This window comes from Streptacidiphilus monticola (genome assembly GCF_042658505.1).
GTDB classification, from domain to species: Bacteria; Actinomycetota; Actinomycetes; order Streptomycetales; family Streptomycetaceae; genus Streptacidiphilus; species Streptacidiphilus monticola.
Map to the genome: position 1 here is coordinate 1 of NZ_JBHSQJ010000185.1, position 12,925 is coordinate 12,925.

Here is a 12,925-nt window from a genome sequence, read left to right on the forward strand (position 1 = left end):
CGACTCAGTCGAGATCGTCGCACCGGCCCAGGGCGTCGGGCTGGTCCTGTTCCACCCTGCGGAGCATCTGCCCCAGCGCTCCCGCCAGTTGGGCTCGCTGCTCCGCGTCCGCGTCCTGGAGGAGCGACTCCTCGAACACCGCCGCCATCCGCATCGACTCGAGCCACTTCTCCCTGCCGAGCTCCGTGAGCCCGATGTTCACCCGCACCCGGTTCTTCTCGTCCCGGGTCCGCGTCACCAGCCCCGCCGCCTCCATCCGGTCCACCCGGTGGGTCATCGCGGCGGGCGTCAGCCCGATGCGCTTCGCGAGGTCGCTCGGTCCGAGCCGGTACGGGCTCCCGGCGACGATCAGCGCCTTCAGCACCTCCCAGTCCGCCTGGCTGATGCCCAGGTCGGTGAGGTGCCGTCCGTAGGCCACCGACATCCGGCGGGCCAGCCGGGAGAGCGTGGAGACGATGGTCTCCACCTGCGGGTCCACGTCCGGGAACTCACGCCGGTAGACGGCCACCTGCTCGCTGATCGCCAGCTCTTCGCTCATGCGCCCAGTATCCCACAGGTTTGCCATCTATAGAGTTTAGATGTTAAAACTGAACATCGAAAGGATGCACCAGTTAAGACCACAGGAGGGGGTGCGACATGACGGGAGTGATGACCGGGGCCCTGCGCCGTGTCCAGATCGGCAACGCCCTGAGCGCTTTCGGCAGCGGGTTCACGCTGCCGTACATGTTCGTGTACGTGGACGAGGTCCGTCGGCTCGGTTCGATGACGGCCTGGCTGGTGTTCACCCTCTTCGCCCTCTCCGCCCTCGCCGTGCTGCCGTTCACCGGCCGGGCGGTGGACCGCTTCGGCCCGCGTCCGGTGCTGGTCGGCGGTTCGGTCACGGCCGCCGTCGGCGCGCTGGGGTTCGGGCTGGCGACGACGACCCCGCTGGTCCTGCTGGGCTCCTTCGTCTTCGGCGCGGGGGTGACCACGGTCCAGCCCGCCCTGGCCACGATGATCGTCCGGTGCACCACCAAGGCCCGCCGGGCGCACGCCTTCGCGGTGCAGTTCACGCTGATCAACCTGGGCATGGGTATCGGCGCCCTGATCGGTGGTCAGATCGTGGACACCGCCCGCCCGGTGACCCTTGAGCTGCTGTTCGCCATCGAGGCGGCCATGTTCCTGGTGCTCGCCGCGATCACCGGCACGGTCCGGGTCCCGGCGCTGCGCGACAGCGCGGACGCCGCGGCCGAGCGGTCCCGTTCGGACTTCCGCACCCTGCTCCAGGACAAGGGCATGGTCCGGCTGTCCGTCCTGGCAGCGCTGATCTTCTTCGCCTGCTACGGCCAGTTCGAGTCCGGCGTCGCCGCCTACGCGACCGGCACGGTCGGCATCTCGCCGTCCGCGCTCGGCTTCGGACTGGGCGTCAACACCTTCGCCATCGTGCTGCTGCAGATGGTCGTGGTCCGGATCACCGCCCGGTACCGCCGCACCACGGCGGTCATCGCCACGGGCGCGGTCTGGCTCGGCGCCTGGGCGGCGGCCGGGGTGGCCGGTCTGTTCCACGGCAGCAGCGGTGCCGCGGTGGGCGCGATGATGACGACGTACGCCCTCTTCGGCGTCGGCGAGGCGCTGCTCGCGCCGACGCTGGGCCCGATCGTCGCGGACCTGGCCCCGGCGCACCTGCTGGGCACCTACAACGCCGCCTTCGCGCTGGTGAAGCAGACCGCCATCGCGATCGGCCCGGCCGTCGGCGTGCTGCTGGTCGGCTCCGGACTGTCGCCGCTCTACCTGCTGGTGATGGCGGCGAGCACGGTGCTGATCGCGGTGCTGGCAGTGCGCCTGCGCGCGGTGCTGACGCCGCTTCAGGACAACGCGCCGGAGACGGTGCGCCCGAGCCTGGTCGTGGCGGAGCGGGTGCCCGTCCACGCGGCCTGAGCGCCCCGGCGTGAACTCTGGGCGGTATCTCGGTGAACAGCTGACAGATCCGGGCCCGTTGTCTACAGGCTTGTAGTACTTTCGGGCCCGGTTCTGTCAACTCCCGTGTAGCCGAAGGCCGCTGATGTCCGTCCTGACCTATCCAGAAGCGATCGGCGTCGGCCTGCTCCAGGGCGTCACCGAGCTGTTCCCGGTGTCCAGCCTTGGCCACAGCATCCTGATCCCGGCCCTGATCGGCGGCCACTGGAAGACGGACCTGGACATGTCCGCCGCCGACTCGCCCTATCTCTCGGTGCTGGTGGCCCTGCACTTCGCGACCGCCCTGGCCCTGGTCGTCTACTTCTGGCGGGACTGGGTCCGGGTGTTCCAGGGCTTCTTCAGCTCGGTCCGGGAGCGCCGGATCGAGACCGTCAACCAGCGGCTGGCCTGGCTCCTGATCGTGGCCACGGTGCCGGTGTGCATCGCCGGCGTGGCGCTCGACAAGGTCTTCCGCGAGCACCTGGGCAAGCCCGTCCCGGCGGCGCTCTTCCTCACCCTGAACGGCCTGGTGCTGTGGATCGCGGAGCGCCTGCGCCGCGGCGGCACCGGCCGAAGGCGGGCCGGGGACGAGCTGCCTGGCGCCTACGAGGAGGACGTCCACCCGGACATCCTCTCCGACCGACGCATCGTCAAGCTCCGCTGGGGGCAGGCCGTCATGATCGGTGCCGCGCAGATCCTCGCGCTGCTGCCGGGCATCAGCCGCTCGGGCGTGACCATGAGCGCGGGCATCTTCAAGGGCCTGCGCCACGAGGACGCCGCCCGCTTCGCCTTCCTGCTGGCCACCCCGGTGATCGGCGGCGCGGCCGTGCTCAAGCTCCCCGAACTGGCGGGCCCGCAGGGCCACGGCATCCTCGGCCAGGTGGCCGCGGGGTCGGTGTGCGCGTTCGTCGCGGGCTACGTCGCGGTGCGCTTCCTGACGAAGTACTTCGAGACGAAGACGATGACCCCGTTCGCGATCTACTGCACCGTCGCGGGGCTCGGCAGCCTGGCGTATCTGTCGCTCTCCTAGCCGCACTTGGGGCGAAAGCGGACAGGGCGGACACAGCTTCGGTCGGAACCCAACAGCCCCCGGGGAAGTGCTTGGAATCACGCGCCTTTACGATTACCGTTCCATAACGCAGTCGCCTAATCCCGCGAGGGAACCGGGGAACCACGTACCTGGGGTGCATCGGCCGTAACGGCCGTAGGAGACCTTCCGATCCTCTCCGAACCCGTCAGCTAACCCGGTCGGCGCGAGGAACGGAAGGGAGCGCGCCTGTCATGGCGTCATATCAGGCCACCGAGGCCCCCGTTGAGGCCCTGGTGCCCCGTCAGCGCGGCTCCGCCGCGCTCGGCCTGGCGGCGATGGCGGTCGGTGCGACCACGGGCGTGATCGGCCTGGCCGACCCGGCTACCGCCGCGGAGCGCGCCCCGGTCCCCGCGACCGTCCCCGACGCCCACGCCCCCGTCAGCGCGCAGGACCTCGCGGACGCGGGCTCGGCCCTGCTGGACCGGCTGCGCACGCAGACCACCGCCCCGGACGCCGACTCGGCGCGGGTCGCGGCCGCCCAGGCCGCCACGGCGAAGGCGCGGTCCCGCGCCCAGGCCGAGGCGGCGGAGGCACAGGCCGCGGCGCTCGGCCAACTCACCGCCCCGCTGGCCGGCTTGCCGCTTCCCGCGCCGCAGGCGGCGGGCTACTGGTCCCATCTGCACACGGGCGTCGACCTGCCGGCCCCGGCGGGCAGCCTGGTGCAGTCGGTGGGCTCCGGCACGATCGTCTCGGCGGGCTGGGCGGGCTCCTACGGCTACCGCGTCATCGAGCGGCTGGGGGACGGGACGGAGGTCTGGTACTGCCATCTGTCCGCCATCGCGGTGGGCGCGGGCCAGACGGTCCCGGCCGGCCAAGTGCTCGGCCGCGTCGGCGCGGTGACCCCCGCGTCGGGCCCGCAGCTGCACCTGGAGATCCGTCCCGACGGCGCGGACCCCGTCGAGCCTCTCTCCTGGCTCTCCGCCCACGGCGCACTGTAGGGCCCCTTCAGGGGCGCGGGGAACTGCGCGAGCAACACACCACTCGGGGAGGTCCGACCCGTACAGGGGGACGGACCTCCCCGGGTGGTGGGTCGGCCGCGCAGTTCCTCGCGCCCCTAGCGGGGCCTGCGGCCCCTAGCGGGGCCTGCGGTCGGCGAGAGCCCAACTCGCCGTGGCGACAACGCCGGTGACCGTGAGCACGGAGGGCCACGCGCCGAGCTTCTTCGCGAGGGGGTGGGAGCCCGCGAACGCGGCGACGTACAGGCCGGACAGCCCCGCCGCCGTCGCGGGGCCGGCCGCGCGGGTCCACTGGGTGGCCGCCGCCGCGCCCGCGGCCAGCAGCGCGACGCCGCCCAGCTCGCGCCGCGCCGTCGCGCGGGCGATGCCGTAGCCGCCCACCAGTCCGGCCGCGGCGAGCAGTCCTCCGGGAACCCTGGCCATCGCGTCGTCATCCCTCTCAGTTGGTACGGGTGTTGTGCAGGTGCAGGCCGATGTACCCGATGTACACCTTGCCCGTCCCCGAGCAGTCGTCGTGGTAGTGCAGCCGGGGGGCCGTGCCCCCGCCGCCTATCCGCAGGTGGGCGCCCATGAAGACACGGCCGGAGGGGTCCACCTCCGGTGGCACCGGCAGCAGGCGCTCCCGCTTCCACTTGTTGTTGGTACTGACCGTACGCGACTCCCCGCGGATCACCTTGCGCGGGGGGAACGCGTGGCAGTCCGGGGGCGTGTTCTCGCACCAGCTGCGGAAGTCGCCGCCCGAGGTCCCGGTCGCCGCGGCCTCGGCGTAGTCCTGCAGGGCCAGCAGGGCGTCCCAGGCCATCCGCACCCAGGTGGGGTGGTCGGTCTGCTCGTCCAGCTCCTTGGTGAGCCGGGGGTCGCCGGTGAAGACCAGGCCGGGGAACTCCTCCGCCTCCAGCCGGTCCACCAGCTCGGCGAAGCTCGTGGGATCGTCGCCGTGCGGACGCCGGGGGGCCAGGCCGGTGAGCGACCGCAGCTGGGAGCGGGCCGCGCGCAGCTCGCTGTACTGCTCGTCGTACTCGGCCGCGAGCTGCGACTCGCGCTCCTCCGCGGCCCGCAGCCAGCGGCGGACCTCCTGCAACTCCTCGGCACGGGCGCGCTGTTCGTGCGCCTCCTCCTCATCGCGGTCCACCAGGAGGCCGCCCGGCTGGACGTCGTCCGCCTCGGGCAGCCCGCTGGGCTTGAGCGGGGGCAGGCCCACCAGCGCGTCCGGCAGCGGCGTCTGCACCGCCAGCCGCCGCGGCAGCCAGGCCAGCAGGCCCGAGGCGCGGCGCAGGTTGTCCTCGATCGTCGCCCGGGACATCACCCGGTGCCGGGGTGCCTCGGGGGCCCAGGCCGGGTCCAGGCCGGGCAGGTAGGTGCGGATCGCGCCGCCGTAGACGCGGTGGTGCTCCAGCGCGCCGTTGAAAGCCCGCTCGGCGCCGGGGGAGAGGGCGTAGAGCACGGCCAGCCCGGTGCAGCCGCGGGTGACCGGGTCGACCACCTGGTCCAGCCAGTCCTCGAAGTCGGTGTGCAGTGGTGTGGAGGCGACGACCACCGGCAGCCGGCGGTCCGGGTCGCACAGCTCGTCCAGGATCGCGTCCACGTCGCCCCGCTCGATCACCGTGGGCAGCGCGTGCACGCGGGCCGCCTCGGGCTGCGGCCCCTCGACCGCCGCCAGCACGTCCAGCAGGCCACGGGCCAGCGCCGGGACAGGGGCCTTCGCGGGGGTCTCACCCCGTACCGGCAGCTGCTCGGAGTCGAGCTGGACCCAGGTCTTCCCGTCCCGCTTGCCGGTGCTGACGGTCAGTGAGGTCTGCCAGATGCCCTGGACGGTGAACTCGCGCAGCCGCCAGCGGGCCAGCCGCCCCTGGACGGCCCGGCCCCGGACCACGTGGTCGAGGACGGCCTGCGGACCCACCAGGTCCCGTCCGTTGCCGCCACTGGGAGCGTCATAGTGCAGGGCCTTGAGCCACTGTCTGACCTGCTGCTCCGCGAGCGCGACCGTCTCCTGGTGCCCATGCCCACTGGTCACGGCCATGCGATAGATGCCATCGGTCACTGGCGCAGCCTCCTGACGCTGTGTCGGCGTCGCCGCACGTCACTGTGCGGTTAGGAAGGACAACGCGCCACCGGTGTCCGTTGGTTCCGGTACGGCGTAACTCAGCTCTCGGAATTTGTCGGTGGCTGGTCAGCGGCCTGGGCCGGTTCGCTCGTCGGCGCCTCCGCCGGGGATTCCGCTTCCGCCGGTACCGCGGGCTGCTGCGGGGGAACGGCGGGCCGGTATCCCGCGCCCGGGTAGGGCTGCACCGGGTAGCCCGGCGGGCGGAACGGCTGCGGATACGGGTGCCCGTACGGCTGCGGGTAGGGACGGCCGTACGGTTGCTGCGGCTGCTGCATGTGCGGCCACTGCGCCCCGGCCACCGGGCCCGCCTGCTGCGGCAGCCGCGCGGGGTGTCCCGGGGCCGGGGCCGGTCCCCAGGCGAAGCCGGGCGCGACCGGCGGGTGGGTCCGGTACCACTCCTGCGCGCCGACCCGTTCCAGCACCGGCGTCACCTGCTGCCGCCGCTGCCACAGGTGGTGCAGCAACTCCTGCTCCCGCTCGGTGAAGTCCGGCGTGGGCACGCCCCGAGCCGCCCGCTCGCGCAGGAAGGCCAGCGAGGTCGCGAAGGACTGGTACTCGCGCATCGCCCGGTCCCCGGCCGAGCCCTGGGTGAACTGCGCCAGCGCCCGCGCCTGCCGCCGGGTCCGCATCGACGAGAGCACCAGCGGCACCGGCTGTGCCAGCCAGCCCGCCGTGACGTAGACCGGCAGTTGACGCGCGATCACCTTCAGTTCGCTGCCGCGGGACCAGACCACCAGCCACACGGTGAGCGCGAACAGCGGCACCATGAACAGGAAGTACACACCGATGAAGCCGAAGGCCCCGAGCACCGGGGCGCTGTTCCAGGTGCCGTGCAGCAGCATCGCGAAGACCCAGCCGGCGATCGGCGCGCAGATCCGCTGCCACCGCACCCGGGTCAGCGCGGCGATGCCGAAGCCGATGCCGGTCATCGTGGTGAACAACGGGTGTGCGAACGGCGACATCACCTCGCGCAGCAGGAAGGTGACGACGGTCTCGGTCAGCCCGAGGCCCTCCTCGTTGCCGTCCAGCACGGAGCGGCCGATGTAGAGGATGTTCTCGGTGAAGGCGAAGCCCGTCGCGGTGAAGCCGGCGTAGACCGCGCCGTCCACGATGCCGGTCAGGTCCCGGCGCCGGAACAGGAAGATCAGCAGGATCGCCGCACCCTTGGCCGACTCCTCCACCAGCGGCGCGACCAGGCTGGCGCCCATGGTCTCCCCACCGCCGATCTGATGGCTGATCAGCAGCGAGGTGGCCCAGGTGTTCGCCAGGATCGCGACCAGCGTCGCGGCGGAGGCGCCCCAGGCGAAGCAGAACAGCAGGTTGCGCCAGGGCTTGGGCTCGACGCGGTCCAACCAGTAGAACGCGCCCAGCACCAGCGGCACCGGCAGCACGGCCAGGCACAGGCCCACGGTGAACCCCGCGGTCCCCGTCTGCTTGTGCACCATGGCCATGATCGCCACCGCGCACAGCGCGAGCACGATGACGATGGCCGTCAGCCGCAGCGCCTTGTTCTCCAGCAGATTGCGCGGCGCCTTGTAGCGGAACCGCGCGGGCAGCGCGAACGCCGGCTCAGCCGTCCCCGGTTCGGCCTGCGGCACCTGCGGCAGGGGGCTTGGCATCTCGTTGACCGCCGAGGGCTCCGGCTGCGCGCTGCTCACCCCATGACCTTAGCGGGCGCAGGTGAGCCGGGGTAGGGGAAGCCCGACGGGCCGTCAGGACCGCTTCCGGAAGAGGAGGTCGTGCACGATGTGTCCCTTGGCGATGCCCTGCCGCTCGAACTTCGTGAAGGGCCGCCACTCCGGACGCGGTGCCCACCCGTCGCCCTCCGGGTGGAGGTTCTCCAGCTGCGGCAGACCGGAGAGCACCTCGAGCATCTGCTCCGCGTACGGCTCCCAGTCGGTGGCCAGGTGCACGACGGCGCCGGGCCGCAGCCGGGACAGGGCCAGCTCCATGAACTCCGGCTGCACCAGCCGCCGCTTGTGGTGCCGCGCCTTGGGCCACGGGTCGGGGAAGTAGATCCGCAGGCCGGCGAGCGACTCCGGCTTGAGCTGGTCCCGCAGGAGCACGACGGCGTCGCCCTCGGCCAGGCGGATGTTGCGCAGCCCGTCCGACTCGATCCGGCGCAGCACGTTGCCGTGGCCGGGGGTGTGCACGTCCACGGCGAGGATGCAGGTCTCCGGGTCGGCCGCGGCCATCGACGCGGTCGCGTCGCCCATGCCGAAGCCGATCTCCAGGACGACGGCGGGATCGGGACGCCCGAACAGCTCGTCGAGGTCGATCACGTGACTCCCGTCCACGCGGAAGCCCCAGTCCGCCCAGGAGCGGGCGAGGGCGTCGTGCTGCGCGGTGGACATCCGCCCCTTGCGCGGGTGGAAGCTGCGGATGCGACGCTCGGTGTGCAGGTGTGCGGGAGTACTCACAATCCCGCAAGTCTACGGGGACGCGCAGTTGGACCCGGGGGGCGGGGAATCCGCCCTCCCTCAGCCTTCGGCCGGGGTGCCCCCACGGCGGGAGGGGCCCCAGCAGGAGCAGCACACCACTCGGGAGGTCCGTCCCCCTCTGCGGGTCGAACCTCCGGGGGTGGTGGGCTCGTCGCGCCCACGCGGCGGAGCCGCCTATGTCTGCAGCCCCGCGCCCCTGTGGGGTGACCTACCGGGCCTTGAGGGCTTCCAGGGCTCGGTGGGCGATTTCGCGGCCGATCGGGAGGGAGGCCGTCGCTGCGGGGCTCGGGGCGTTGAGGACGTGGATCGCGCGGGGCCCCGCCGCGAAGGCGAAGTCGTCGAGCAGGGTGCCGTCCCGGCCCACCGCCTGGGCGCGGACGCCCGCCGGGGCGGGGAGGAGGTCACCGTCCCGCACCGCGGGCAGCAGCCTGCGGACGCTGCGGGCGAACGCCCGCCTGCTGAGGCTCCGCCGCAGTTCCCCCACCTCCGACTGCCAGTGGCGCGACGCGAGCTTCCACGTCCCCGGCCAGGCCGCCGTCTCCACCAGGTCCCGGGCGCGCACCGCGCTCCAGCGGTAACCCTCGCGGGCGGCGGCGGGGACGGCGTTCGGGCCGACGTGCACCTCGCCACGCAGGTCCTTGGTCAGATGGACGCCGAGGAACGGGAACGCCGGGTCCGGCACCGGGTACACCAGGCCCTGGACCAAGTCCCGTGCCGCGGGCGCAAGTTCGTAGTACTCGCCGCGGAACGGCACGATGCGCACGCCTGGCTCGTCGCCCGCCAGCCGCGCCACCCGGTCGCTGTGCAGGCCGGCGCAGTTGACCAGCAGCCTCGCCCGGACCTCCCCGAGCCGGGTGGTGACCGTCACCCCGGCGCCGTCCCGACGCACCGCCAGGACCTCGTTGCCGGTGCGGATCTGAGCACCCGACAGGTCCGCGTACCGGCGCGCCACCGCGCCGTAGTCGGTGATGCCCGTCGTGCCCACGTGCAGGCCGGCGACGCCGGTGACGTGGGGCTCGAACTCGGCGATCCCGGCGGGACCCAGCTCGCGCAGCGGGATGCCGTGCTCGCGGCCGCGCTGCGCCAGGGCGTGCAGCCGGGGGAGCTCCTCCTTGTCGGTGGCGACCACCAGCTTGCCGGTGACCTGGCAGGGCAGGTCCTGCTCGCGGCAGAACTCCGCCATCTCGCGCGCGCCGGCGACCGCGTACCGCGCCTTGAGGGAGCCGGGCCGGTAGTACAGCCCGCTGTGGATCACCCCACTGTTGTGCCCGGTCTGGTGCGCGCCGAGGACGAGTTCCTTCTCCAGCACCACGACGTCCACGGACGGCTCGGCGCGGCCGATCGCAAAGGCGGCGCTCAGGCCGACGATCCCGCCCCCGATCACCACCACATCACAGTCAAAGACCACGCCGTCATCCAACCATGCGGAACCGCCAACTCAGGCCCTGCTCAGGCGGATGCGGCGAGCGTCACCCGGGCGCGGGCCAGGAAGTCCTCGGCCAGCCGCTCGCCCCGGTAGGGGTCGAGCCGGCGCAGCATCTCCGTCAGGTAGTCGCGGGTGCGCTGGGAGGAGATCCGGCCGGCCACCTCCAGCGCGCGGTTGCCCGCGTCCACCGCCGCCTCCAGTTCGCCGGACTCCAGCTCCGCCATCGCGGAGACGATCAGCCGCAGCCCGTGCGAGCGCACGTACTCCTCCGTCGGCCGGGCCAGCGCCCGCGCGGTGAACTCGCGGACCTTGGCGACGTGGCCCAGGTCCCGGAACGCCTCGGCGGCGTCCGCCGCCAGCCGCTCCTGGGAGTGGAAGTCGATCCAGTCCGGATCGCCGTCTCCGGGCCGCGACCGCTCCAGCCAGGACTCGGCCGCGGCCAGCGCGGCCGAGCAGGCCGCCGCGTCCCCGGCCCGGGCGTGCGCGCGGGCCTCGACGCCGTGGAAGAAGCTCATCGTCCGGGCCGTGGCCAGGCCGCGGTTGCGTTCGATCGCGGCCTGGGCGAGGTCCACGCCCTCGCCGGCCGCACCCCGGTAGGTGGCCTGCAGGCTCATCGACGCCAGGACGTACCCGCCCAGCGGCACGTCCGCCGCCGCCCGGGCCAGCCGCAGCGCCTGGATGTAGTACCGCTGGGCGGCCTCGTGCTGGCCGGTGTCGAAGGCCATCCACCCGGCGAGCCGGGTGAGTTCGGCCGTCGCGCCGAACAGCGCCCGGCCCACGTCGTCGCTGTACGAGCCGAGCAGCAGCGGCGCGGCGTCCCGGCGCAGGCACTCCGGCACCATGGACGAACGCCAGTCCCCGCCGCCGTAGCGCGAGTCCCAGCGCCGCGCCTCCTCGGCGGCCTGCCGCAGCTTGGCGGCGTCGGCGTGGCCCACCCGGTAGCCGCGGCCCTCGGCCTCGGCGGCCCGAGCGCCCGAGGCAGCGCCGGCCAGCCGCTCGGCCTCGCGGGCGACGGTGCCGTCCACCGGCGTTATCAGCCAGCGCGCGAGGGGAGTTGAGTAGGCGGCCACCGAGAAGGTGCCCTGCAGACTGTCCCACCACCCGCTGGCGCCGGGCCGACGGGCCGGCCGGCCCAGGTCCAGCTTCAGCAACTCCGTTGCGCCGGCGACCGCTTCGGGCACCTCGCGGGGGAAGGCCAGGCCGATCTCGGGGGTCGGGTCGCTGCTGCCGAGACCGATCTCGTCCAGCGGGACGGTCCGCCCGAGCTTGCCGCCGATCGCGGTGGCGATGAGGTGCGGGACCGGGCCCTGGGGGACCATGCCCTTGGTGACCCAGCGGGCGACCGACGTCTTGTCGTAACGGAACGTCAGACCACGTTGCGCGCCGAGGTCGTTGACCCTGCGGGCGAGGCCCGCGTTGCTGATCCCGGCCAGGGCGAGCAGGGCGCCGAGCTTCTCGTTCGGGCCGCGCGCCGTTCCTGTGGCCATGCCCCGTCCACCCCCCTTCGTCGCCTGGGTACACCCAGAGTAGTTCCCTGCCTGCCCTCGGTTAAGGGGAATCGGTCCGGTTGGCGAGATCCGTCGTCAGGGTGGCGGGGCATGTGCCCCTGGCGTGTGGCCCGGTGCGCCCCGCCGTGCGCCTGCCGGCCTGCGGCGCAGGCGTGTTGGATCGTGGCTGTGGGTCGGCCTGCCGTCGAGGACCCGGCGGGTCGGGGGACGCCGCCGCCGTCAATCCCCGCGCGGCGGCGGACCGGTCCGGGGGGTGTGCGGACACCCCCCGGACCGCAGCGCGCCCCCGTCGGGGGCGCGGCGAACTGCGCGACCGACCCACCACGGAAGGAGGTTCGACCCTGATGGCAGGCCGGACCTCCCGGGGTGGTGGGGCCACCCCCGGCCGAAGGCTGGACGAGGCTGGGGGAGGGTGGGGGATCCTCGCGCCCGTGACGGGGCCGTGCAACTCCCTGTCGCACATCAACGTCCCCTGGCACGATGGCTGATGACGTGCTGTCGGCTGTCCGCGCCGGAGGCGATATGCGGTGGGTGGTGGGCTGGAACGGCGCCGACGAGGCGCTCGTCCCGCCGGGGCTGCGCCCCGTCGCGGGACGCGTCCTGTGGGGCGGCCCGCACCCCCTCTGGCTCGTGGGCGACTGGCGTTCCGACGAGGTCCGCACTGTCACGGTCCATCGCCGCCGGCCCCGTCATCCCGCTTCCGCCGACACGGTCCGGGCCGGACTCCCGCCCTGGGAGCCCGAGGAGGACGACCAGGCGACCGCCCGGCTCGCCGTCCTCGGACGCTGCGGCGCCGCCGACAGCGAGCTGCGCACCGCCCTGCTCGCGGCGAGCGGCGGCGCCCTGCGTCATCTCACGCTGTGGCCCGGCAGCTACACCGTGGTCCTGCAGCAGGGCAGCCGTACCAGCATCCTCGGCGACCTCGCCGGGCTGCAGCAGGTGTTCCACACGCCCTGGGCCGGGGGTACCGCGTACGCCACCGCCGCCCTGCCCCTCGCCGACCTGGTCGGCGCCCCCGTGGACCCGCTGTACCTGGCCGCCCGGCTCGCGGTGCCCGAAAGTCCGGAAGGCACAGGGGAGTTCGGCCCCTTCGCGGGCGTCCGCCGGGTGCCGCCCGGCCATGCGCTGACGGTGCGCGCGGGCGTCCCCGACACCACCGGATACGAGCCGCCGACGCCGCAGAGCGCCTCCGCGCCCACCGAGGCGGCTGCCACCGCGGAGGTGACCCGGGCGCTGCTCGCGGCGCTCCGCCTGCGCGTCCGCGCCGCCGCCGAGAGCGAGGCGGCCCCCGTCGCCATGCCTTCGGCCGCGGGCGAGTCCGACTCGACCACCCACGGCTTCGGCACGTCGGACGACTTGCTCGGCCTGTCCGACGACGCGGCGGTCCGACGTCCCGTCAGCGTCGACCTGTCCGGCGGCAGCGCCTCCACCACGCTCGCGCTGCTGGCTGCGCGGATCCCGGTCA

General features: G+C 73.4%; 9 protein-coding genes, 2 pseudogenes and 1 riboswitch. Of the genes and pseudogenes, 4 read left to right on the top strand and 7 right to left on the bottom strand.

The features are described 5' to 3' along the window. Positions 1-4: 4 nt before the first annotated feature. The gene (locus ACFP3V_RS31180; protein WP_380591007.1) at positions 5-538 is read right to left on the bottom strand and encodes a MarR family winged helix-turn-helix transcriptional regulator; all 534 of its coding nucleotides are present in this window, start codon (positions 536-538) and stop codon (positions 5-7) included. 98 nt (positions 539-636) lie between these two features. Between ACFP3V_RS31180 and ACFP3V_RS31185 the strand changes: the two genes are divergently transcribed. The 3 genes from ACFP3V_RS31185 (at position 637) to ACFP3V_RS31195 (ending at position 3,963) form a co-directional block, all read left to right on the top strand. Further along, positions 637-1,917: an MFS transporter gene (locus tag ACFP3V_RS31185; protein ID WP_380591010.1), complete on the top strand. Its 1,281-nt coding sequence runs from the start codon at positions 637-639 to the stop codon at positions 1,915-1,917. A 124-nt stretch (positions 1,918-2,041) separates the two neighbouring features. Next, positions 2,042-2,965, top strand: a complete 924-nt coding sequence (locus tag ACFP3V_RS31190) for an undecaprenyl-diphosphate phosphatase (RefSeq protein ID WP_380591013.1) — start codon at positions 2,042-2,044, stop codon at positions 2,963-2,965. A gap of 103 nt (positions 2,966-3,068) precedes the next feature. Then, positions 3,069-3,203: riboswitch (cyclic di-AMP (ydaO/yuaA leader) on the top strand. A 13-nt stretch (positions 3,204-3,216) separates the two neighbouring features. Then, entirely contained in the window at positions 3,217-3,963 is a 747-nt protein-coding gene (locus tag ACFP3V_RS31195; RefSeq protein ID WP_380591016.1) for a M23 family metallopeptidase, read from the top strand. Between the two features lie 135 nt (positions 3,964-4,098). On the opposite strand, the gene ACFP3V_RS31200 is transcribed toward ACFP3V_RS31195, so the two are convergent. The 6 genes and pseudogenes from ACFP3V_RS31200 to ACFP3V_RS31225 form a co-directional block, all read right to left on the bottom strand. Further along, entirely contained in the window at positions 4,099-4,404 is a 306-nt protein-coding gene (locus ACFP3V_RS31200; RefSeq protein WP_380591019.1) for a hypothetical protein, read from the bottom strand. Positions 4,405-4,420: 16 nt separating this feature from the next. Continuing rightward, positions 4,421-6,001 (bottom strand): hypothetical protein, encoded by a 1,581-nt coding sequence (locus tag ACFP3V_RS31205; protein WP_380591021.1) that lies wholly within the window; start codon positions 5,999-6,001, stop codon positions 4,421-4,423. 122 nt (positions 6,002-6,123) lie between these two features. After that, the gene (locus ACFP3V_RS31210; RefSeq protein WP_380591024.1) at positions 6,124-7,743 is read right to left on the bottom strand and encodes a PrsW family intramembrane metalloprotease; all 1,620 of its coding nucleotides are present in this window, start codon (positions 7,741-7,743) and stop codon (positions 6,124-6,126) included. A gap of 54 nt (positions 7,744-7,797) precedes the next feature. Continuing rightward, positions 7,798-8,555, bottom strand: a pseudogene (trmB, locus tag ACFP3V_RS31215) (tRNA (guanosine(46)-N7)-methyltransferase TrmB). A gap of 179 nt (positions 8,556-8,734) precedes the next feature. Continuing rightward, on the bottom strand, positions 8,735-9,934 hold the full coding sequence (gene lhgO, locus ACFP3V_RS31220) for an L-2-hydroxyglutarate oxidase (protein WP_380591027.1): 1,200 nt from the start codon (positions 9,932-9,934) through the stop codon (positions 8,735-8,737). Between the two features lie 41 nt (positions 9,935-9,975). Continuing rightward, positions 9,976-11,439, bottom strand: coding sequence for an MFS transporter (locus ACFP3V_RS31225; protein ID WP_380591030.1), 1,464 nt, complete (start codon positions 11,437-11,439; stop codon positions 9,976-9,978). Positions 11,440-11,940: 501 nt separating this feature from the next. Here ACFP3V_RS31225 and ACFP3V_RS31230 point away from each other — a divergent pair. Continuing rightward, a pseudogene (locus ACFP3V_RS31230) lies at positions 11,941-12,925 on the top strand (asparagine synthase-related protein); the annotation flags it as partial.